Annotated in this window: 23 protein-coding genes; 13 read left to right on the top strand and 10 right to left on the bottom strand. The window is 58.2% G+C overall.

The features are described 5' to 3' along the window. Positions 1-76: 76 nt before the first annotated feature. From BCF46_RS07130 to prpE, 3 genes are all read left to right on the top strand, one after another. On the top strand, positions 77-1,339 hold the full coding sequence (locus BCF46_RS07130; RefSeq protein ID WP_121023020.1) for a cation:proton antiporter: 1,263 nt from the start codon (positions 77-79) through the stop codon (positions 1,337-1,339). Between the two features lie 92 nt (positions 1,340-1,431). After that, positions 1,432-2,184 (top strand): DUF533 domain-containing protein, encoded by a 753-nt coding sequence (locus tag BCF46_RS07125; protein WP_121023019.1) that lies wholly within the window; start codon positions 1,432-1,434, stop codon positions 2,182-2,184. Positions 2,185-2,265: 81 nt separating this feature from the next. After that, the gene (prpE, locus tag BCF46_RS07120) at positions 2,266-4,161 is read left to right on the top strand and encodes a propionate-CoA ligase PrpE (protein WP_121023018.1); all 1,896 of its coding nucleotides are present in this window, start codon (positions 2,266-2,268) and stop codon (positions 4,159-4,161) included. 34 nt (positions 4,162-4,195) lie between these two features. On the opposite strand, the gene BCF46_RS19620 is transcribed toward prpE, so the two are convergent. Next, positions 4,196-4,492: a hypothetical protein gene (locus tag BCF46_RS19620; protein ID WP_170157881.1), complete on the bottom strand. Its 297-nt coding sequence runs from the start codon at positions 4,490-4,492 to the stop codon at positions 4,196-4,198. A 208-nt stretch (positions 4,493-4,700) separates the two neighbouring features. Between BCF46_RS19620 and BCF46_RS07115 the strand changes: the two genes are divergently transcribed. The 6 genes from BCF46_RS07115 to BCF46_RS07090 all read left to right on the top strand — a co-directional run bounded on the left by BCF46_RS07115 (position 4,701) and on the right by BCF46_RS07090 (position 10,080). Then, positions 4,701-5,090: a cytidine deaminase gene (locus BCF46_RS07115; protein ID WP_121023017.1), complete on the top strand. Its 390-nt coding sequence runs from the start codon at positions 4,701-4,703 to the stop codon at positions 5,088-5,090. Positions 5,091-5,092: 2 nt separating this feature from the next. Next, positions 5,093-6,406 carry a thymidine phosphorylase gene (locus tag BCF46_RS07110; RefSeq protein WP_121023016.1) on the top strand — a complete coding sequence of 438 codons (1,314 nt, stop codon included), beginning with the start codon at positions 5,093-5,095 and terminating at the stop codon, positions 6,404-6,406. Beyond that, positions 6,403-7,542, top strand: a complete 1,140-nt coding sequence (locus tag BCF46_RS07105; protein ID WP_121023015.1) for a phosphopentomutase — start codon at positions 6,403-6,405, stop codon at positions 7,540-7,542. The genes BCF46_RS07110 and BCF46_RS07105 overlap by 4 nt, the downstream gene beginning before the upstream one ends. Beyond that, positions 7,539-8,510, top strand: coding sequence for an adenosine deaminase (locus tag BCF46_RS07100; protein WP_121023014.1), 972 nt, complete (start codon positions 7,539-7,541; stop codon positions 8,508-8,510). The genes BCF46_RS07105 and BCF46_RS07100 overlap by 4 nt, the downstream gene beginning before the upstream one ends. Continuing rightward, complete coding sequence (gene upp, locus BCF46_RS07095; RefSeq protein ID WP_121023013.1) at positions 8,507-9,145, top strand: uracil phosphoribosyltransferase; 639 nt, start codon at positions 8,507-8,509, stop codon at positions 9,143-9,145. Before BCF46_RS07100 ends, upp begins: the two co-directional genes overlap by 4 nt. Positions 9,146-9,213: 68 nt before the next feature. Continuing rightward, the gene (locus BCF46_RS07090; RefSeq protein WP_121023012.1) at positions 9,214-10,080 is read left to right on the top strand and encodes a hypothetical protein; all 867 of its coding nucleotides are present in this window, start codon (positions 9,214-9,216) and stop codon (positions 10,078-10,080) included. 13 nt (positions 10,081-10,093) lie between these two features. Here BCF46_RS07090 and BCF46_RS07085 read toward each other — a convergent pair whose 3' ends face one another. Continuing rightward, entirely contained in the window at positions 10,094-11,110 is a 1,017-nt protein-coding gene (locus BCF46_RS07085) for a hypothetical protein (RefSeq protein WP_121023011.1), read from the bottom strand. A 163-nt stretch (positions 11,111-11,273) separates the two neighbouring features. Between BCF46_RS07085 and BCF46_RS07080 the strand changes: the two genes are divergently transcribed. Next, positions 11,274-12,128: a DUF6544 family protein gene (locus tag BCF46_RS07080; RefSeq protein ID WP_121023010.1), complete on the top strand. Its 855-nt coding sequence runs from the start codon at positions 11,274-11,276 to the stop codon at positions 12,126-12,128. Positions 12,129-12,201: 73 nt separating this feature from the next. Here BCF46_RS07080 and BCF46_RS07075 read toward each other — a convergent pair whose 3' ends face one another. After that, positions 12,202-13,827 carry an AMP-binding protein gene (locus BCF46_RS07075; protein WP_121023009.1) on the bottom strand — a complete coding sequence of 542 codons (1,626 nt, stop codon included), beginning with the start codon at positions 13,825-13,827 and terminating at the stop codon, positions 12,202-12,204. Between the two features lie 95 nt (positions 13,828-13,922). Between BCF46_RS07075 and BCF46_RS07070 the strand changes: the two genes are divergently transcribed. The 3 genes from BCF46_RS07070 (at position 13,923) to BCF46_RS07060 (ending at position 16,219) form a co-directional block, all read left to right on the top strand. Continuing rightward, positions 13,923-14,849 (top strand): DMT family transporter, encoded by a 927-nt coding sequence (locus BCF46_RS07070; RefSeq protein WP_121023008.1) that lies wholly within the window; start codon positions 13,923-13,925, stop codon positions 14,847-14,849. Further along, positions 14,846-15,490 (top strand): sulfotransferase family 2 domain-containing protein, encoded by a 645-nt coding sequence (locus BCF46_RS07065; protein WP_121023007.1) that lies wholly within the window; start codon positions 14,846-14,848, stop codon positions 15,488-15,490. Before BCF46_RS07070 ends, BCF46_RS07065 begins: the two co-directional genes overlap by 4 nt. Before the next feature lie 114 nt (positions 15,491-15,604). Continuing rightward, on the top strand, positions 15,605-16,219 hold the full coding sequence (locus BCF46_RS07060; protein WP_121023006.1) for a Hint domain-containing protein: 615 nt from the start codon (positions 15,605-15,607) through the stop codon (positions 16,217-16,219). A 7-nt stretch (positions 16,220-16,226) separates the two neighbouring features. Here BCF46_RS07060 and BCF46_RS07055 read toward each other — a convergent pair whose 3' ends face one another. The 7 genes from BCF46_RS07055 to BCF46_RS07025 all read right to left on the bottom strand — a co-directional run bounded on the left by BCF46_RS07055 (position 16,227) and on the right by BCF46_RS07025 (position 21,894). Further along, positions 16,227-16,583 carry a hypothetical protein gene (locus tag BCF46_RS07055; protein WP_121023005.1) on the bottom strand — a complete coding sequence of 119 codons (357 nt, stop codon included), beginning with the start codon at positions 16,581-16,583 and terminating at the stop codon, positions 16,227-16,229. Between the two features lie 72 nt (positions 16,584-16,655). Next, positions 16,656-18,845, bottom strand: coding sequence for a 3-hydroxyacyl-CoA dehydrogenase NAD-binding domain-containing protein (locus BCF46_RS07050; RefSeq protein ID WP_121023004.1), 2,190 nt, complete (start codon positions 18,843-18,845; stop codon positions 16,656-16,658). Positions 18,846-18,856: 11 nt separating this feature from the next. Beyond that, positions 18,857-20,068 carry an acetyl-CoA C-acetyltransferase gene (locus BCF46_RS07045; RefSeq protein WP_121023003.1) on the bottom strand — a complete coding sequence of 404 codons (1,212 nt, stop codon included), beginning with the start codon at positions 20,066-20,068 and terminating at the stop codon, positions 18,857-18,859. Continuing rightward, positions 20,061-20,402 carry a hypothetical protein gene (locus tag BCF46_RS07040; RefSeq protein ID WP_121023002.1) on the bottom strand — a complete coding sequence of 114 codons (342 nt, stop codon included), beginning with the start codon at positions 20,400-20,402 and terminating at the stop codon, positions 20,061-20,063. The genes BCF46_RS07045 and BCF46_RS07040 overlap by 8 nt, the downstream gene beginning before the upstream one ends. A 9-nt stretch (positions 20,403-20,411) precedes the next feature. Then, positions 20,412-20,897: a membrane protein insertion efficiency factor YidD gene (gene yidD, locus BCF46_RS07035; protein WP_121023001.1), complete on the bottom strand. Its 486-nt coding sequence runs from the start codon at positions 20,895-20,897 to the stop codon at positions 20,412-20,414. Positions 20,898-20,970: 73 nt separating this feature from the next. Further along, entirely contained in the window at positions 20,971-21,597 is a 627-nt protein-coding gene (locus tag BCF46_RS07030; protein WP_121023000.1) for a glutathione S-transferase family protein, read from the bottom strand. 84 nt (positions 21,598-21,681) lie between these two features. Then, on the bottom strand, positions 21,682-21,894 hold the full coding sequence (locus BCF46_RS07025; protein ID WP_073143546.1) for a hypothetical protein: 213 nt from the start codon (positions 21,892-21,894) through the stop codon (positions 21,682-21,684). Between the last annotated feature and the right edge of the window lie 20 nt (positions 21,895-21,914).

The raw sequence follows: 21,914 nt of genomic DNA, 5'->3' as shown, positions 1-21,914 counted from the left end.
AGGGCCGAATGGGATAAGTTGGCCGAAATCGCCCCGCGAGAGGGCATGGAATCGAACAGTAAAGCGGAGCCCGCACATGGACCTTTTGCAAATCGCATCGCTGCTGCTGGTACTGGCGGCGGTTTTTGGCACCGTAAATTATCTGGTCCTCAAACTGCCCTCGTCGATTGGTATTTTGATCGTGGCGTTGCTGGCCTCGCTGGGGGTGATGGGCGTCGACTTTCTGGCACCGCAACTGGGGGTGGCGGATCAGGTGCGCTCGACGGTGAAGTCCATCGACTTCCCTGAGACACTGCTGGAAGGTATGCTGGGACTGCTCCTGTTCGCAGGTGCGTTGCATGTGAAGCTGACGGATTTGCGTAGCGAATGGCGGGTGGTTGCCCTTATGGCGACGCTGGGTGTCGGATTGTCGACTGTTATCGCCGGCTTCGGGTTTTCTTGGCTGACTGGCATGCCGATCATGATCGCGCTCGTGTTTGGCGCACTGATCTCTCCAACGGATCCGGTCGCTGTGTTGGGCGTATTGCGCGAAGCTAATCTGAAGAAGAGTATGGAAACCAAGATCGCGGGCGAAAGCCTGTTCAACGATGGCGTAGGCTACGTGGTCTTTTTGGTGTTGGTCGGCATAGCGTTTCCTGCTGTTGACGCTCACGGTGAGGCTCACGGCGACGGCGGGCTCATGGGTGCGGCCAAGCTGTTCTTGCAAGAAGCCGTAGGCGGCGCACTGCTTGGTGTTGTTCTGGGCTGGCTCACTTTCCGTGTGATGCGCCATATCGATGACTTCTCTCTGGAGGTTCTGATCACACTTGCACTGGCGTTTGGCGGGTATTCTCTGGCGGTGTATCTGCATGTTTCCGGCCCGGTGATGGCAGTTTGCGCAGGGCTTTTGATTGGTGATATCGGTGCGAAACACGGCATGTCCGAGCTCACCCGCAGCTATGTCGATGGCTTTTGGAAATTAATTGACGAGATTCTCAACGCGGTCTTGTTCTTGCTGATTGGGTTCGAGGTATTTGCGGTTGCTTTCTCGATGGACGGAATACTGGCTGGTGTGTTTGCGATTGCTTTGGCTTTGGTCGCCAGACTTGTGGCGGTGGCCGTCCCGATCTTGCTGCTGCGCCCGTTCCGTGAATTCTCCAAGGGTGTAATCCCAATCATGACCTGGGGGGGATTGAAGGGCGGGATCTCGGTAGCGCTTGTTCTGTCGCTGCCCGAGAACGAGTGGAAGCCGCTGATCTTGACCGCGACCTATATGGTCGTAATTTTCTCGATCATCGTGCAGGGGCTCACTGTTGCTTCGTTGGCCAACCGTTTGGGCCGAGAGCCGGAACTGGTCTGACTTTCCCCCTAGACGGCTGACCGTGCCGTCGCCATTCTCTTACGGGAAGGGCCCCGCTGCGGTGGTCTGCTGCCTGATACGGAGAACACACTATGTCATTGATGAATATGGTTACCAAAGTCGCCATCGGTTTTGCTGTCGCCAAGGGGATGCAAAAGGTCCAGCAATCGGGCGGCCTCGGGAAGGTTATGGATAGCTTGAAAGGTGGAGGCGGCACGACGGCCGCTGGCACCGGCGGTGCAGGCAGTACTGGCGGTCTTGGTGGGCTACTTGGCGGTTTGGCCGGCGGGGCAGGTGGCTCCGGTGGTTTAGGTGACATTATGGGCAGTTTGACCGGGGGCAAATCTGGTTCTGGCGGTACCGGCGGATTGGCCGGTGGACTTGGTGGTATCGGTGGCCTGCTAGGTGGCTTGGCCACGGCCCGTGGTGGGTCTGGCGGATCGCTGGAAGACCTGCTGAGCCAAGACAATCCCGTAGAAGAACCAGCCGAAGAAGACACCGCAGGTTTGATGATCCGCGCTATGGTCATGGCCGCGCGGTGCGACGGCGAAATCGACCAAACCGAGCGGGAAACCCTGATGGCCACCATCGGCCAAGACGCTACCGAGGCCGATATGGCATTCGTGCGGAACGCGATGGGAGAGCCTGTTGATGCGGCATCACTTGCCAACGACACGCCCAAAGGGTTGGAGACGCAGGTCTACTCCATGTCGGTGATGTCAATAGAGCCGGACAACCGCGAGGAAGCCAAGTATCTACACGAGTTGGCGACCGCATTGGGTATTGGTCCGGCGACTGCGAACGAGATCCACGACAGCTTTGGTGTACAACGCCTCTACAGCTGATAGCGCAAACTGTGGCATCCTGTGCCTTGCACCCTCCTCATCGTGACGGTTTAATCGCGTCAGGAATGAGGAGGGACCCCAATGACATATGCCGATATATATAAGCGCTCGCTTGACGACCCCGAAGGGTTTTGGATGGAGCAGGCGGAAGCTATCGATTGGGTGAAGCCACCGACCAAGGCGCTCTTCTCTGACAATGCACCCCTCTATGAGTGGTACAAGGACGCACAGGTCAACACCTGCTATAATGCAGTGGACCGCCACGTCGAAGCGGGCAATGGTGACCGTGTGGCCATCATTTATGACAGCCCGGTTACTCATACCAAACACGAAATCACTTACGCCGAGTTGCAAACGCGGGTGGCCTCTCTCGCGGGTGCATTGCGCGCCAAGGGCATTGAGAAAGGCGACCGCGTCATCATCTACATGCCCATGGTGCCAGAAGCACTGGAAGCCATGTTGGCGTGCACCCGCATTGGGGCGGTGCATTCGGTAGTGTTTGGTGGTTTCGCCGCCAATGAGTTGGCCGTGCGTATTGATGACGCGACGCCAAAAGCGATCATCGCAAGTTCCTGCGGAATCGAGCCGGGACGCGTGGTGCATTACAAACCGCTGCTGGACGGCGCTATCGAGATGGCGACGCACAAGCCTGATTTCTGCGTGATTTTCCAGCGCGAGCAGGAGGTGGCGAAGCTGATCGAAGGTCGTGACTACGACTGGCACGGCTTCCAATACGGGGTTGAGCCTGCCGAATGTGTTCCGGTGTCCGGGGACCACCCCGCCTACATTCTCTACACCTCCGGCACAACTGGTCAGCCCAAGGGTGTCATGCGCCCAACGGCAGGCCATTTGGTTGCCCTGAACTGGACTATGAAGAACCTCTATGACGTCGACAGTGGCGATGTGTTCTGGGCGGCGTCCGACGTGGGCTGGGTCGTGGGGCACAGCTATATCTGCTATGGCCCTCTGATCCACGGGAACACGACAGTGGTGTTCGAAGGCAAGCCCATCGGCACCCCCGACGCGGGCACATTCTGGCGCGTTGTTGCGGAACATAAAGTCAAAAGCTTTTTCTCTGCCCCAACGGCGTTCCGTGCCGTGAAGCGCGAAGATCCCAATGGCGAGTTGATCAAAAACTACGACCTGTCTTGCCTGAAGACCGTTTATCTGGCGGGCGAACGCGCCGACCCAGACACAATCGAGTGGATGCAAACCCACCTTGGCAAGCCGATCATCGACCATTGGTGGCAAACCGAAACGGGCTTCGCGATTGTGGCCAATCCCATGGGGATCGAACCGTTGCCCGTTAAAATCGGATCGCCAACGGTGGCCATGCCCGGTTACGATGTTCAAGTTCTGGACGAGGGCGGTCACCCGATGAAGGCAGGAGAGCTGGGCGCGATTGCGATCAAGTTGCCGCTGCCGCCGGGTACCATGCCAAATCTGTGGAACGCTGAAGCGCGATTCATCAAAAGTTATCTCACAGCCTTTCCCGGATATTACGAGACCGGTGATGCGGGCATGATCGACGAAGATGGCTATCTCTATATCATGGCCCGTACAGATGATGTGATCAACGTGGCAGGCCACCGCTTGTCTACAGGCGCGATGGAAGAAGTTCTCGCAGGCCACCCGGACGTAGCTGAATGCGCGGTTATTGGTGTTAGTGACGCGCTGAAAGGCCAGATGCCTATGGGCTTTGTATGCCTCAACAACGGCGTGGATCGTCCAAATGAGGAGATCGTCAAAGAGATCGTCAAACGGGTGCGCGACCAGATCGGTCCCGTGGCGGCTTTCAAACTGGCCTGCGTTGTAGACCGCCTCCCCAAAACGCGATCAGGTAAAATTCTGCGCGCGACCATGGTGTCCATTGCTGATGGCAAGGATTTCAAGATGCCCGCGACGATCGACGATCCCGCGATCCTTGACGAGATTGCGGATGCGCTCAAGGGCTTAGGCTACCCTCAGGGCGCCTGATCGGGCGGCGTCTCCGACAGATTTGCTGGCCCGCCTAAAGTGAGGTCGCGGTGGCAGAGCAGGCGATGGTATCCATCGTCCGGCTTTGTGGCATCCGCTGGAAACGCGAGTAAGGTCGCCTTGCGACGGGTATGTTATGCAGCCGATGTAGTGCGCCGTGCTGCGCAGCGGGTGCCTGATTATCGAGGGGGTTCATCCAAAGCGACGTGCATTGGCAAAGCTCGATAAAGTCACGCAAGCGTTTTACACAAACTGTCACGCTGTCGATACGCAGGAGCTGGATCAAGTGAACGGGCATGACCTGAGCATCCTTCGCAGGGACGTATTTCAAGATGGCGAACTCCGCGGGTGTTTTACAAGTGCTGCGGACTTGCCGCTTTGGCGCTGGCGCGCATGGGACAGTCCTTCTTGATACAGCGCTACACGGAATAAGTTCCTAGCCGCGAAAATGCGCAGTCCCTCGACTTTTCCCGATGGCAAGGCATTGAAACTCTGCGCCGCGCACTTCACTATCGCGCGAAACGTCTTGGGGGACATTGATGTCTGATCTGCTGCCGCACGCGCTGTCCGTTCGCGAGAATGCGCACGCGCCATATTCCAAATTTCAGGTCGGGGCCGCATTGCGCACAAAGTCCGGCACTGTCTTTGTTGGCTGTAATGTGGAAAACGTGGCCTATCCCGAAGGAACTTGTGCAGAGGCGGGCGCGATAGCCGCCATGGTTGCCGCAGGCGAGCGCGAGATTGCGGAAGTGTGCGTCGTGGCCGGATCACCAACTCCTGTTCCGCCCTGCGGTGGCTGCCGCCAAAAATTGGCCGAATTTGCCAAAGGCGACGTTCCGGTAACGCTGGCCACCATTGGCGGCGCGCTGGAGAAAACCACCGTTGCGGCGCTGCTTCCGGGCGCATTCGACGCGGGGCACATGGCGTAAAGATGGACGCAGCACAAATCATAGGAAAAATACGCACCCGCCAAGCTGTAAGTGCTGCCGAGTGCCGTTGGTTCGGAAAGGCGTTGGCCGAGCAATCCGGCGTAAGCGATGCGCAAGCAGGCGCGTTCGCTATGGCCGTGGCAATGGAAGGGCTCGGCGCGGACGGGCGCGTGGGCCTGACTGAAGGCATGCGTGATAGTGGCGAGGTTTTACGATGGCAACTGCCGGGTCCGGTGCTTGACAAGCATTCAACCGGCGGGGTCGGAGATCCCGTTTCCATGGTATTGGCTCCAGCATTGGCGGTGTGTGGGGCATACGTGCCGATGGTGTCAGGGCGCGGCTTGGGCCACACAGGCGGCACGCTCGACAAACTGGAGGCCATTCCGGGCTACAATAGCAGTGTACCGACCTCGAAATTGCAACACGTGGTCCGTGAGGTTGGATGTGCCATTGTTGGAGCATCAGGGCAGGTTGCGCCCGCTGACCGTCGTCTCTACGCGATCCGCGATGTGACCGCTACGGTAGACAGTATCGACCTGATTACCGCGTCGATCCTAGCCAAGAAACTGGCAGCGGGCTTGCAGGGGCTGGTGCTTGATGTGAAGACGGGCAACGGCGCGATTTTGCAGGATGCGGCACAGGCCAAACGCTTGGCCTACTCACTGGTTGAAGTTGCATCGGGGGCAGGCTGCCCCACAACGGCATTAATCACGGATATGTCCCAACCTTTGGCAACAGCAGCGGGCAACGCGGTGGAAATCCGCGCCGTGATGGAAGCCCTCAGTGGCACCGGCCAGAAGCGCTTGCGCGAGGTAGCACTGGCCTTAGGGGCCGAGGTTTTGGGCAACAACAAGCAGATGAGCGTCGATGCCGAGGGTGCGTGGAACATGCTCAACAATGCCATTACCTCTGGTGCCGCCATGGAACGGTTTTGCCGGATGGTAGCTTACATGGGTGGCCCCACGGACTTCGACCAAAGCTGGCGGTTTTGTTTGCCCGAGGCCAATATCGTGCGCGAAGTTCTGCCGCTTGCCACAGGGCACATCCGCGCAATCGACACGCGGGCCTTAGGGCTCGCGGTGGTCGAATTGGGCGGCGGTCGCCGTCGCGAGACCGACAAGATCGATCCCTCGGTTGGGTTGTCCGGCTTCAGGCGAATAGGCGATGCCGTCAACAAAACTACGCCGCTGGCGATGGTTCATGCCGCAACCGAGGAAGGCGCAGCCAAGGCAGAGCGCGCAGTGCGCAAGGCATTCCAGATCGGGGCCGCGGCAGTAACGCCGCCCGAGCTATTTGTTGATCGGGTGGCGATATGAGCCGTGCCTTCCTAATCGTCCTCGATTCCGTAGGGTGCGGTGGTGCGCCCGATGCGGCCGATTTCGGCGATGAAGGTTCCAACACATTGCTGCATATTCACGAGCGTGTTGGCCTGAAAATGCCGAACCTGATGCGGCTTGGCCTGGGGCAGACAATTGGTCTGCCTGATGCGTCAGCCGAGGGCCTGCACGGCGTCGCCCGGGAAATCTCTCTGGGCAAAGATACGCCGTCTGGTCACTGGGAACTATCGGGTGTTCCGGTGCCGTGGGACTGGCATTACTTTCCCGATAAAACTCCCAGCTTTCCCCCTGAGATCAGTGCGGAAGTTGCCAAGTTCAGCGGGACTGACGGCATTTTAGGCGATTGTCATGCCTCCGGCACTGCAATCATACAGCGGTTGGGAGCAGAGCACATGCGGACAGGCAAGCCGATTTGCTACACGTCGGCCGACAGCGTGTTCCAGATTGCCGCTCATGAGGAAAGCTTTGGATTGGAGCGACTGCAGCAGCTTTGCCAGCACATGGCCCCAATCCTGCACGCCATGAACGTTGGGCGTGTCATCGCGCGGCCTTTCGTTGGAACGGATGCTGCAAGTTTTCTGCGCACCAAGAATCGTCATGATTATGCAATGGAAGTGCCATCACCGACCCTATTGGATTGGGCCAAGGCGGACGGTCGCGCGACCTACGGCATCGGAAAAATCGGTGACATCTTTTCGGGGCGTGGCCTCGACGAAAACCGCAAAGGCTTTGACGATGTCCTAATGGGCCATCTGTCAGACCTAGTGGACGAGGCTTCTGACGGTGCGTTGGTCTTTGCGAATTTCGTGGAGTTCGATAGCCTGTATGGCCACCGCCGCGACCCTGAAGGATACGCGGCACATCTGGAATGGTTCGATCAGGCCATCGGGCCTATCTTGGACAAGCTGCGTGACGGGGATCTTATGCTGTTTACGGCCGACCACGGCAATGACCCAACATGGGTCGGCACCGAGCACACTCGCGAACAAGTGCCGGTGGTCGCTGCGGGCGTTGGCGCAAAGGACATCGGGCAGATCATGTTTGTCGACGTCGCGGCTTCGGTTGCGGATCATTTGGGCCTGTCTGAACGTGGCCCCGGGCGGAGTTTCCTATGAATATCCCCAAGATAGAGCTTCATCTGCATATCGAAGGTGCAGCGCCGCCTGCGTTCATCCGAGGATTGGCGCAGGAGAAGGGCGTTAGCTTGGATGGTGTATTCAACGAAGACGGCTCTTACCGGTTTGAGAGTTTCAACCAGTTCCTGAGCGTTTATGAGGCGGCATGCACCGTCCTGACCGGCCCAGAAGAGTTCGGACGCCTGACCACCGCAGTGCTGGAGCAATCGATAGAACAGGGTGTGATTTACACCGAGGCGTTCCTGTCGCCGGACTTTTGCGGCGGCGGCGATGTCGGGGCGTGGCGTGAGTACATGCACGCGATGCAAGAAGCCTCGGCCAAACTGCCGCAGATTGAAATGCGGGGTATTATTACATGCATCCGCCATTTCGGCCCCGATCAGGCCAAGACCGCCGCCAAATGCGCGGCTGAAACCGCTGGCGATTTCATCACCGGATTCGGCATGGGCGGCGACGAGATGAGGGGCAAGCAGGGCGACTTTGCCTACAGTTTTGACATGGCGCGTGAGGCGGGACTGCGCCTGACCACCCATGCAGGAGAATGGGGCGGTGCCGAGTCCGTGTGGCAGGCAGTGCGCGATCTGGGGGTCGAGCGTATTGGTCACGGTGTGCAGTCCATCGACGATCCGAGGCTCGTCGATCATCTGGCTGAACACGAAATCGTTCTGGAAGTTTGCCCAGGCTCGAATGTGGCACTTGCGGTCTATCCTGACTGGCATTCTCACCCGATCGAAAAACTGCGCGAGCGTGGGGTGAAGGTGACAGTATCAACCGACGATCCGCCGTTCTTTCACACCAATCTTGGTGCGGAATATGATCTTCTGGGCCATCATTTTGGCTGGGACGACGAGATCGTGCGCGACGTAAACATCACAGCCGCAAACGCCGCGTTTTGCGATGACGCAACCCGCAAAAACTTACTAAAGAAACTGGAGCCTGCCTCATGAGCGATATTCCTCACCTAACCGTCGTCGATCATCCGCTCGTACAACACAAGTTGACGCTCATGCGTGAGAAGGACACCTCCACTGCGGTGTTCCGGCAGTTGTTACGCGAGATCAGCCAGTTTCTGGCCTATGAGGTCACGCGCAATCTGGAGATGGAGACCAAACGCATCGAGACCCCGATGGAGGAGATGGATGCGCCGACCCTTGCGGGGCGAAAGTTGGCACTCATCTCCATTTTGCGGGCAGGTAACGGGTTGCTTGACGGGATGCTGGAGCTGATACCGAGCGCCCGCGTGGGCTTCGTAGGGCTCTACCGCGACGAGGAAACGCTGCAGCCGGTTCAGTATTACTTCAAGGTACCCGAGCATCTGAACGAGCGCATGGTCATCGCTGTAGATCCGATGTTGGCGACCGGCAATTCATCCGTCGCAGCGATTGATTTACTGAAGAAAGCCGGAGCAACAAACATCCGATTCTTGTGTCTCTTGGCCGCGCCAGAGGGCGTCGCGCGGATGAAAGAGGCTCATCCAGACGTGCCGATCGTAACAGCTTCGGTAGATAGTCACTTGAATGACAATGGATATATTGTTCCGGGCCTAGGGGATGCGGGCGACCGCATGTTCGGCACAAAATAAGGTAGTTTCTAGCTTTACTTGATTGTGTCACTGTTGCATTGTCACCACTATATTTAGTGGGGACTAATATGCGACTTCTGCGACTGCTGTCCGTTTCAATCTTGGCGCTAAGCATGGGGCTCTTCGGTGCAGATGCACAAAGTTTGCGCCGCGATAATGGTCCAGCGGAAAACCCGCCTGCCTCCTTCAAGGGTAAGCAATATGTAGACAGCCGCGGCTGCGTCTATATTCGTGCTGGCTTTAGTGGAGACGTGAAGTGGGTTCCGCGCGTCACGCGTGCGCGCAAAGTAATTTGCGGGCAACGACCCAGCCTTGGCACTTCAACCCAAACAGCGAAAGCGGCACCTAAGGCCGCCCCGAAAAAAGTTGTCCGCAAGGCAAAGACACAGCGTACCCCTGCGCGAACAAAGGTCGTGAAGAGAACCACCAAGGTTGCCGCACCAACACCCAAAACGACAAGACGTGTTGTGCGCAAAGCCGTACCAACGCCAAAAGTGCAAACTCGCGTGGTACGCAAACAGGTCAATTCAAAACGGGGAACCGCGCAACCACGCGTAGTCTATCGTTGCGGCGCCAGCGAGTTCAGCTCGCAATTTATCAACAACGGCGCGCGCTGCGGGCCTCAAGACGGTGTTTCACCTACGGTGATCCGTAAAGGGGTCTCGCCGCAAAGCCGCAATCAGAAAACCCAAGGCCAGTTGGTTGGGCCGAAAGAGGCGAACCGCAAGATCGTTGAGTCTCGGTTGCCTGTTCCAAAGGGCTACAAAAAGGCGTGGGATGATGGCCGTTTGAACCCCTTGCGAGGCGTGGGCACCACGTCTGGAAAGGCGCAGATGCAGTTGGTGTGGTCGAACACGGTGCCGCGTTATCTGATTGATCCTGCAACAGGAAAACGTGCGACGGCCAAGCAAAGGCGTGTGCTGGGCATCTTCTGAGACGTCCGCTTGCCTACTCGGCGCAAATTTCCTGGAGGCTGATCCAATCCCCGTCCGATATCAGCCGCGGCGCTTCGATGCCGCGATAGGGATCGGCCTCGATCAGCTCTAGCGTGCTTTCGCCAGTGACATCGACCGCATAGGCGTAAGGGCTTGCAGCAACCTTGGCGGTAGCGAAACGGTCCAGCAACAGATCGGTGTTTGGGGCAGGCATTGGCGCGGCGAGCAGCGTCTCGGCATAGTCGCGCAACACATCATCTTCGATCTGACCTGTGGTCAGCAGATGCAGTGTCGCGGCCCCGCCCGCTTCTTTCAACAGAAGCTCCATCGGATCAGCATTGCGGGCCTGCTCTGCAGCGACCAGCATATAGCCAGCGGCTACATCTGCGGCATCGTGATCTTCGACAACCGTGCGGTTCAACAAAAGCAGTCCGCCCGGCAAGGACAATGCGCCCTCTGGTCCAGATGGGACTACATATGCCTTGCGCAACCCGTCGCCCAGAACGCGCGCCTTCAGCCGTGCCAAAGCAGCGGCCCCGAGGTTAGAGCGGCAAGTATCGCCCGTCAGACGGGTCATATGGCCCAGAAGTGCGGTGCCGATGGCAAGGCGCTTGCTTTCAGGAACCACTGTGACGGTATGACGAACCAGTGCGCCGGGTAGCCAAAAATAGCCCAATGCGCCAATAGCGGCGAGCAGTCCGGTGAAGATATAGAGCCGCAGGCGACCGCGATGTGGACGCCGCCGCGCCACCGTCCTGCGTATTTTTTCGATAGCATCAATCAGCGTGCCGTCATCCAGTTCCAACTCCTCGCCGGCATCGGGGCCAGGACGAAACAACGCGGGACGCGCGCCGGGATTAAGACGTTCAATCGCGGGCAAGGACCAATGGGCCAACGCCGTGTCAGACTTGTCGCGGATTATCAGGGTGGCATCACCGAAGGAAATAAGAACGTCACGACGCTGGGCATCCGGGCTTTCGCGCCAAATTCCGGTCGACTCCAGACGATCATACTCTTTCAACGCCGTCATTTTGTGCGGCTGCCTGCTCTTTTTATTAGGTGGGACGACGATAACTTGAAACCTGAATTGGCTCAACGTGTTTGAGCGCCGCGTCCGGTGTTTTCACAGGGGAGTGTGAGTGGGGCGGATTTTCAGGTATAGGTACCCAAGATGTTCCCTGAGCGCGGTCGATATGGATTATGTGAAGATATTTCTCGATGTTGGTCTCATCCTGCTGGCGATCGGCATTTGCTATTTGTTGGTTTGGCGGCAGCTTGACCATCACTCGGACAGGGTGGAGATGAGACGCCTCTTGCGGCTTCAACCCACCGCTCCACGCGTTTTCTCGATGGATCTGGTGGCAGAGTTGCCCGAACCTGCGCGACGCTTTTTCTCGTTTACCATTGCGGACGGCACGCCGTTGGTCACGGTGGCGAAGGTTGATACGGAAGGGCAATTCAGTCTCGGTTCGAAAGAGGCACCGAACTACATGGATATGCGCGCCGAGCAGGTAATTGCCGCCCCTGAAGGCTTTGTGTGGAAAATGGCTGGCGGGTCTGGCGTGATGCGCATGTCAGGATCGGACAGCGCAAAGTGGACGCGATTCTGGCTCGCGGGACTTCTTCCCGTGGCGCGATTTGGAGGCAATCCAAACCATAGACGGGCCGCCTTTGGTCGGTATATCGCAGAGGCAGTGTTCTGGACTCCGGCCGCGTTGTTGCCGCGTGATGGGGTCGAGTGGCAGGACGCGGGAGAAAACAAGGCTCGCGTGATTGTCAGACATGACGGGCTTGAGCAAGCCGTCGATATTTGCGTGGGTGAAGATGGCCGTCCTATCTGGGTGGCCTTTTCCCGCTGGAGCGATGCGAACGCCGAAAGAACCTATCGTATCCAGCCATTCGGGGGATACCTCTCCAAGTTCCAAGATGTAGAGGGCTTTCGGCTACCGACGCATGTGGAAGCAGGCAACCAGTTTGGCACCGACGGGTATTTCCCGTTTTATGTAATTGACGTCACGAAGCTTAGCTTCCCGCGCGTACACCCGTGACGCTGGGTAGCCTGAAATCAGGGCAAAAAGTGACCGGGATTTGCGTCGTTGATACGTTCACTACCGCTAGGAACTAGATGCTCTTCGCCAGTGTGCGCAGTTCAAACTTTTGGATCTTACCTGTCGAAGTCTTTGGGAGCTCTTGGAAGACCACGGTTTTAGGGGTTTTAAACCCCGCCAGCTGAGCACGAGCGTGAGCTACAAGTTCGGCTTCGCTGACCTCCGAGCCTGACTTTAGCTCAACAAAAGCGCATGGGACTTCCCCCCATTTGTCATCTGGTTTGGCCACCACAGCGCAAAGCGACACAGCAGGGTGAGACATGAGTACGCCTTCGACCTCCACCGACGAGACGTTTTCGCCGCCCGAGATGATGATGTCTTTCGCGCGATCAGCGATTTGGATGTGGGTGTCAGGGTGTTGAACCGCGATATCGCCAGAGTGGAAGTGGCCACCCTGAAATGCCTCTTCTGTGGCTTGGGGGTTTTTGAAGTAGCCTTTCATAACCGAGTTGCCGCGCATCACGATTTCGCCCTGCGTACTCTTGTCCATAGGCACTTGCTGGTTCCGTTCGTCGACGACTGTGACATACTCCATCATCGGCATGGCAATGCCTTGGCGGGACTTTAACGCGGCTTTCTCATTGTCGGCCTGCCCGTCCCAGTCAGGATTCCACAGGCATTCGGTGACGTGGCCGTAGGTCTCTGTCAGGCCGTAGACATGTGTGACGTTGAAGCCAAGCGCCTCAATAGCCGCGAGGGTTGCCGGAGCAGGGGGAGCGCCAGCTGTGAAAACCTCGACGCGGTGTTCGAACGCCTTGCGGGCTTCGGCTGGGGCGTTGACGACCATGTTCAACACGATGGGCGCGCCGCCAAAATGGGTAACGCCTTCATCCGCGACTGCGGCGTAGATGGCCTCGGGCGTGACATCGCGACAGCAATGCACCGTGCCGCCTAAGACTGGCATCATCCACGTGTGGTTCCACCCGTTGCAATGAAACAGCGGCACAATAGCCAGGAATTTCGGGAAAAGCTGCATCCGCCAAGAAATCACCGTACCCATGGTCATTAGATACGCACCGCGATGGTGGTAAACTACACCCTTGGGTCGCCCGGTTGTGCCGGAGGTGTAGTTCAGTGCGAGACTCTCCCACTCGTCTTCGGGCATGTGCCACTTGGCGTTTGGGTTTCCCGTGGCTAACAGTTCTTCATAGGTGGTGTGGCGAGCAGTAGCCGGGAAGCCCGCTTGGTCGTCCGGAACTTCGATAATATCGGGGCCTGCGCCGCCACAGGCCGCCTTGGCGGCCTCGGCCAGCGGCAGGAATTGCGTGTCGCAAAGTACGACCTTCGCGGCGCCGTGGTCGAAGATGTAGGCAACTGTTCCGGTGTCGAGACGGGTGTTGATCGTGTTAAGCACCGCGCCGCATGCAGGTACGCCGAAATGTGCCTCTGCTTGCGCTGGCAGGTTGGGGATCAAGGTGGCGACAACATCGCCCGGGGCGACGCCGCGTTTGGCCAAGGCTGAGGCCAGACGGGAAACCCGCGCATGATACTCCGCATAGCTGAAACGGGCGGTGCCATAGACCACGGCCTCGCGATCAGGGAACACGTCGCGCGCACGGTTGAGATGGGACAATGGTGTTAACGGCACATAGTTCGCCGCACGCTTCTCCAGTCCGGTTTCGTCAGCCATCCAGCCCATTGTCATTCCCCCCGTTGCAGGCAATTCTGCACCGTAAGAGTGCCCAAGCGGAATGAGCTTGGGAAGTGAATTTTTGCCGGGGAAGGGCGAATTGTATGACAATTGACGCCACAAGTCCCATATTGGCCCGTCATGATCCACGTCAGGCTGCTTGTTTGGCGGTGTTCGGTATGGTCAGCCTGTCGTTCATCGACAGTTTTGTTCCCATAATCGCGCATGACATCGGAATTTGGCAGTTTCACGCAACTCGCTCTGCCATCGTCTTGGCTGCGTTATTGCCAATGGCCTTGATTATGGGCTGGCGGTTGCAAGTGCGCAACTGGTGGGCGGTGGCGTGGCGTTCGTTTTGCATCTCGTCTGCAATGATCTTGTACTTTGGCGCAGTGGCGAGCCTACCGGTTGCCCAAGTCGCGGCGGGGCTCCTAACCGCTCCTATCTTCGTTCTGCTGATTACGTGGGGTTTCTACGGCGCGCGTATCGGACGTTGGCGCGTGTTGGCGGTCTTGCTAGGGTTCGTAGGGGTGATGTTGGTGTTGCGCCCCACGGGTGGCGACGCGACCGCGCTGAACGTCATACCGGTCGGCGCGGGGCTTCTATACGCGATGGGCGCAGTGGCGACGCGGCAATACTGCGCTGAGGAAAGCGAAGCAGTGCTGGTGGCGGCGTTCTTTGCAGCTCTGGGTATCTGGGGGGCGCTAGGGCTTTTGGTGCTAAGCGAGACGGTATCAGATCCAGCGATCAACGGCTTTTTCGGAACGGGCTTGCAGCCTTGGACAAAAGGCGCGTTGTTCTGGACATTCGGTCAGGCGCTTGTGTCGCTTGTCGGTATCGCCGCGTTATTTCGCGCCTATTTGTTGGCCGAGGCGAGCCATGTGGCGGTGTTCGAGTACTCATTCCTCATCGCTGCGGGCATGTGGGGCTACGTGTTGTGGGGGCAGGTGCCAGATGCGTTGGCGCTGATTGGCATGGTCTGTATCATCTGCGCAGGTGTCGTCATTATCAAACGCAGCGGGGCCGCATGATCATTTCATCAGGTCGCAACTACATCTTTGTGCATATTCCCAAGACGGGGGGCACCTCGATGGCACTGGCCTTGGAGGCCAAGGCCAAGGCCGATGACATTATGCTGGGCGATACTCCCAAAGCGCTAAAGCGACGCCGAAAATTGAAAAATGTGCAGGCGGCGGGGCGGCTTTGGAAGCACTCGACCCTGCGCGATATCGTTGGCTTAGTGCCGCAAAGTCAGATTGATGCCGCCCAGGTGTTCACAATGGTGCGCAACCCCTGGGATCGTGTGGTGAGCTACTACCACTGGCTTCGGGCGCAGTCGTTTCATCATCCGGCGGTGCATCTTGCGCAAGACTCGAAATTCAGCTCGTTCCTGAACCACCCTCTGACCACAGCTTCGCTAAAGGCCTCGCATTATAGCACCTATGTCACCACGGCGCAGGGGCGCGAGCAGTGTGCTCTGTTCGTGCGACTGGAGTACCTAGACGATGACTTGCCAAAGTTGGAGGCTCTTATCGGTTGCAAGCTTGGCGCGTTCCCGCACGACAATCGTTCGGATCGTGGAAGCTACAGGGATGCTTACAGTTCTGCCGACCGTGCCCTGATGGCCGACATCGCCGCCCCTGACATTGCGCGATTTAACTACCGGTTCTGATTGTTCCGAATTTGAACACAATTCGCCCCAAAATGACCTTTATGCCGCCCAGTCTCTGACTCGAGCGATGCGCATTCTCACCTCAATCAAAAAACGAACTGACAGGTGTGAGACATGTTTTTCAAATCCATCCGTAAAACCGCCAAAGTTAATCCCCTTGTCCTGACGACAGCTCCAAGTGCGGGCATTTTTGCAGGTACCAAGGTTGCAACTCGTCATCGCTGGACCCCTGTTGAAGAACTTCAAATAGGCGACAAGGTGTTGACCGCAGAAAACGGCGAGCAAGTCATCTTAGAGATCGAGGTCTCGACCTTGTCATTGGCTTCGGCAAAGGCAAATGCAGGCCAATGGCCGCTATTGGTGCCCAAGGGTGCGATCGGCAACGAGCACTCTATGCTGGTTTCTCCTGATACGCGCCTTGTTATTGAAGACGACGCTGTTGGCGCGCTGTTCGGCGAGGCCTGCGTGACGGTTCGTGCTGAAAATCTAATTGGATATTGCGGGATATCTCGGGCGCGCGTCAAAAATGATTTGATACATGTCACGATCCGCTTTGAAGGCGCAGAAACATTGGTCGTCGAAGGCGGCGTATTCATTGACATCCCGGCACCAAACGGCGTGCTGCGGTTTGCACCACTCAACGACCGCCAGTCACGTCTTCTGGCACGCAACATGGGCGGGTCCGATCGTATGGAGCGCGCACGCCCCGTAGCCGCTGCCTGGACTTAATCGCCAGCTAGTTGTGCGAATAAACAACTTGCTTGCCGCGGCCTTGGTTGCGGGTAACGCGCAGTTTCTTACCGCTCACCTCAAACAACTGGCAATCGTCGGGAACTTTTTTTCCGCCAAGCGTACCTGAACGACATCCGAACCCTTTGTGCCATTTCCACTTGGCTTTGAACTTGGCCTTGCCAAATTTGCCGGTCATCCGACCGTTCTTTCTGGCCTTCCAACAACCGGTCTCGTTGCAATAATTCTTTCCAGCAACGATGCTGAGATACTCTGCCTCGGTCATGATCCGCTTGAAGCCATCGGCGCTGGCCCCTGTGGCCAACACACTCATAGCTATCAAAGACGCCACAAAAACACGCATGAACCCGATCCTTTCACTAATTACTGTGGTCGGATCGTAGTTCTGCGTGTTTCATGTCGCAAGCTCTCAGACCTAAGCCGCCTTGGCCGGATCAAACCTGCCGTAGAAGCTCTGGTTTTTCTTGGCCATGTCTTCCAACAGATCGGGGGCCTTGAACCGCTCGCCGAATTTGTCGGCTAGCGCGTTCGTGGTTTCCGCCGCCCAAGGCGTGCCGACCATATCGAGCCATGAAAGTGGCCCGCCGGACCAAGGCGCGAAGCCCCAACCGAGGATCGCGCCTACGTCGCCTTCGCGGATATCCATCAGCACGTCCTCTTCGATGGCGCGAACGGCTTCCAGCACTTGCGCGAACAAAAGTCGGTTTTGGACCTCGGTCAGGTCAGGCTGTTCATCTGCCACGGGGTATTTGGCTTCAAGGCCCTCCCACAGCAACTGGCGTTTGCCTTTGGCATCATACTCGTAAAAGCCCGCATTGGTCTTGCGACCCAAGCGGCCCTCATCGGCCATCCAGAACAGCAACTCGTCCACCGCGTCGTCATAGGCGTCGCCCATTGCCGCCTTGGTCGCTTTGGCAATCTTCACACCCAAGTCGATTGAGGTCTCGTCCACCAGTTGCAGCGGCCCCAAAGGCATGCCGACCAGCTTCGCCGCGTTCTCGATCAAGGCAGGGTTTACGCCCTCTTTGACCATGCGGATGCCCTCGTTGATGTAGGGGATGATGCAGCGGTTGGCGTAGAAGAACCGCGCGTCGTTGACCACGATGGGGGTCTTGCGGATCTGGCGGGTGAAGTCGAGCGCCTTGGCCACCGCGCGGTCGCCCGTACCTTTGCCCTTGATGATCTCGACCAGCATCATCTTCTCGACGGGCGAGAAGAAGTGGATGCCGATGAAGTTCTCCGCACTCTCGGACGCCTTCGCCAACTCGGTGATCGGCAAGGTCGAGGTGTTGGTCGCGAAGATGCAGTCGGGGCCAACAACGGCTTGCACCTTCTTGGTCACCTCGGCCTTGACGCCCACATCCTCGAACACGGCTTCCACGATCAAATCGCAACCTTTCAGCGCGGCGTAATCGGTGGTCGCGGTGATCAGTGCCAGCGCGGCCTCTTTCTTCTCGGGCGTCGCTTTCTTGCGCGCGATACCCTTGTCCATGTAGTCAGCGGTGTAGGCTTTGCCTTTGTCTGCCGACTCCTGCTTCGCGTCGATCAACACCACTTCGATCCCAGCCATGGCAGACACTAGCGCGATGCCAGCCCCCATCATGCCCGCACCGATGATGCCGACCTTCTTGACGGTCTCGTCAGGTACGTCGGGGCGCACAGCGCCTTTTTCCAGCGCCTCTTTGTTGATGAACAACGAGCGGATCATGTTCGCGCTCGACGGGTTCAGCAGTACATTGGTGAACCAGCGCGCCTCGATCTTCAGGGCGGTGTCAAACGGCACCATCGCGCCTTCATAGACCGCAGACAGCAACGCTTTGGCGGCGGGATAGACGCCCTTGGTGTTGCCGTTGACCATGGCGGATGCGCCCACGAAGGTCATGAAACCTGCGGGATGATACGGCGCGCCGCCGGGCATTTTGTAGCCCTTTTCGTCCCATGGTTTCACGATCTTCGGCTCGGACAGAACCCACTCTTTCGCGGCAGAGAGTAGTTCGTCTGCTGGCACAACCTCGTGCACCAGACCAGCGGCCTTGGCTTTCTGCGGGTTGGACAGCTTGCCTTCCAGCAGGAACGGCGAGGCGCCCATCGCGCCCAGCATACGGGTCACACGGGTGGTGCCGCCCATGCCGGGGAAGATGCCGACCATGATTTCCGGCAGGCCAATCTTGGCCTTCGGATTGTCAGCTACAAAGATGCGGTGACACGCCAGCGGAATCTCGAACCCGATGCCAAGACCCGTGCCCTGCATGGCGCAGGCAATCGGCTTGCCGCCCTTGTTCTTGTCGTCCATGCCGCCACGCTCGATCTTGCGCAGGACTGCATGGGTCGCCATCAACCCGTCCATCAAGCCGCGGGCAGGGTCGTCGCCCGCGCTTTCCTTCATCTTGGCGATGATGTTGAGGTCCATCCCGCCCGCAAAGCTGTCCGGCTTGCCGGATGTGATGATGATGCCCTTGACGGCATCATCCGCCAGCGCCTCGTCAACCAGCGCATCAAGGTCGTAAAATCCTTGTTGGTTCATCACGTTCATGGACTTGCCAACGGTGTCCCAAGTGATTGTCGCGACGCCCTCAGCGTCTGTTTTCATGGTGAAATCAGTCATATCCCTAATCCTCAAACGCGTTCGATGATGGTGGCGGCACCCATGCCGGAGGCGACGCAAAGCGTGGCAAGACCCACCTCTTTGTCAGAGCGTTCCAACTCGTCCAGCAGCGTGCCGATGATGATCGCGCCGGTGGCACCCAGCGGGTGGCCCATGGCAATTGAACCACCGTTCACATTGACCTTGCTGTTATCCACGTCAAACGCCTGCATGAAGCGCAGCACAACGGATGCGAAGGCCTCATTGACCTCGAACAGGTCGATATCGGAAATGCTCATGCCCGATTGCTTCATGATGTGCTCGGTTACCGGAACCGGACCTGTCAGCATGATGGTCGGGTCGGTGCCGATCTTGGCGGTCGCACGGATGCGTGCACGTGGCTTCAACCCATGTGCCTCGCCGAATTCCTTGGAGCCGATCAGCACAGCGGCAGAGCCGTCCACGATGCCCGACGAATTGCCCGCGTGATGGATGTGGTTGATCTTCTCCAGATGCGGGTACTTCATCAGCGCGACCTTGTCGAAGCCGGGCATCACTTCGCCCATGGCTTGGAACGCAGGGTTCAACCCGCCAAGGCTTTGCATGTCGGTCTGGGGCCGCATGTATTCGTCAGTGCTGAGAATTTCCAACCCGTTCTGGTCGCGGATCGTGATGATCGACTTGGCAAAACGATTGTCGTCCCACGCGGCTTTGGCACGGCGCTGGCTTTCGACACCCAAAGCGTCGGCCTGCTCGCGGGTGAAGCCGTATTCGGTTGCGATGATATCCGCCGAAATGCCTTGCGGCACGAAATAGGTGTCCATGGCAATGCTTGGATCCACGGCAATCGCCGCCCCGTCAGAGCCCATGGCCACGCGGCCCATCATCTCCACGCCGCCCGCGATGTAGCCATCGCCTGCGCCGCCTTTGATCTGGTTGGCCGCGATGTTCACGGCTTCCATGCCCGAGGCACAAAAGCGGTTGATCGACAGGCCGGGGATGCGTTGGTCCAGCTCGGAGGCCAGCACGGCGGTGCGCGCAAGGCAGCCGCCTTGCTCCATCACTTGCGTTGCGTTGCCCCAGATCACGTCTTCAACAGCGTGGCCCTCAAGGCCGTTGCGGTCTTTTATCGCGTTCAGGATATTCGCAGACAAACGCGCCGCAGTCACCTCATGCAAGCTGCCGTCTTTGCGGCCCTTGCCGCGGGGCGAGCGCACGGCGTCATAGATATAGGCTTCAGCCATAGGGAATTTCCTCCATTAAGTTCAGGACCCCGATCCAGGCCAGAACGCTGCAAACCAGCGCCCCAACTCCGAACGGGAGTTTATACGAGGCCAAGGCACCAAGCCGTTGACCGAATGTGTCAGTGGATCGCAGCGCCAGCACGATGCCGCCTGCGATTGCGGGCAAAACCAGCCCCAATCCGTAAACGCCTGCCATCAGCAACATGCCAAAGGCGCACCACGCGCAAAACATCGCGGCGGCAGAGCCTAACTTGTCGAAGGTGTCTTCTGCGCGGATCAACGCGAGTGTGACGCCACACAGGGCCATGCCGATAAGGAACGCCGCGAGGATCATGGCGCGGCCCTAGCCGCAGGAGCAGCCCCCGCAGTCGCAGGACGCGCAGTCGCAGCCGCCGAACCCGATATCCCCGTCACACGGGTTGACATCGCACCCTTTGCTGGCCGCAGCTTTGCTTGCGCCCGTTCGCCCCAAACAGCCAAGCGGGGCGGAGCCGCACTCACAGGCACCGGCGCTACAGCAGTCGCATTTGTTGTACCATTTGTCGTCGCGGCGGCGGCGCTCCAACTCGGCGCGTTCGTCTTCGTCCAAGGGTGCCTGATTGCAGACGCAATCTGCCTTGATGGCCAGATGGGCCGTGCGGCAGTCCCGAAAACGCTCGCAGATGGCTGGCAACGCCCGCCACAGCCCAAGATCGCGGATCGCGTGTTTGGCGTAGCCGGAACAGCCCGTGCCGCCATGGCGCACCGCGTATGCGCAGCGAAACCCTTTGCTCGGCGACAGGTATTGCTGGTAGGCCCAGATGCCACCAAGGGCCATTTTGCTGAACATGACTTCTCCGTTTCTTGACGCGCATAATTGCGGTCAAGACGGCAGATATCCAGCAAAATGTTGGCACGTGCGATCATGCAGGCAACGCCCGTTGCATCAAGTCATACGGGTGCTTCCAACCCGGCGTTTCACTGATACGCGTCAACCAAGCATCAATATTAGGCCAGTCGGCGCGCTCGAACCCGAACGGCTCTTCGTAGAACAGGTAGCTGCAGCATGACAGGTCCGCGACGGTCAGGCAGTCACCCGCCAGCCAGTCGCGCCCCGCCAAGTGGGTGTCGAGCACGCTGTATGCAGCTTTCAGGCGGCCCTGCATGAAGGCGATGACGTCATGCGGGCGCTTATCCTCGGGCAGGAAATTCATCAAAAATCGTGTCATTCCCACTTGCGAGGACAGCTTGTGGTTGTCCCACAAAACCCAACGCAGCACTTCGTATGTGTCCGCCGCAGTGCCGCCCAGCTTGCCGGTTTGATCGACGACATATTGCTGGATCACGCCGGATTGCGTCAGCGTCAGGTCGCCATCAACCAACACGGGAACTTCGCCCATAGGGTTGATCGCCTTAAACGCGTCGGTGCGGGCCTCGCCCTTGAAGAAGTCCACAAAGACCTGCTCGTATTCGAACCCGGCCAGCTCCATAGTCAGCGCCGCCTTGTAGGCATTGCCGCTTTCGCCAAAGCAGTAAAGTTTCGCTGTCATCGCCGGATCTCCCTTAACCCTTGTGATTTCATCTTGGCAGAAATATTCCCGCCGGAGGCATCCAGCCTCGCAAACTGCGTGTCGTTACTTTTTCCGCGCCTCCAGCTCGGAATTGAAAATCCGCAGGCGATGGGTGAGGTTGCTTTCATCCGTCACGCTACTGAAATTCTCGAACAGAAACGATAGCGCCTCGCCCTCATCCAAGCCCGCCTCTGCGCTGAATTTCTTCAGCTTGCGCCATGCGTCTTCGGTCATGGCAAGGTTCACTCGGCGGGTCAGTTTCAGGCGTTTGGGCATTGGCGTCTCCGAAAAAAGGG

Origin of the sequence: Litoreibacter meonggei, assembly GCF_003663885.1 — a bacterium.
Lineage (GTDB): Bacteria > Pseudomonadota > Alphaproteobacteria > Rhodobacterales > Rhodobacteraceae > Litoreibacter > Litoreibacter meonggei.
This window is presented reverse-complemented; position numbering and strand designations above follow the sequence as displayed.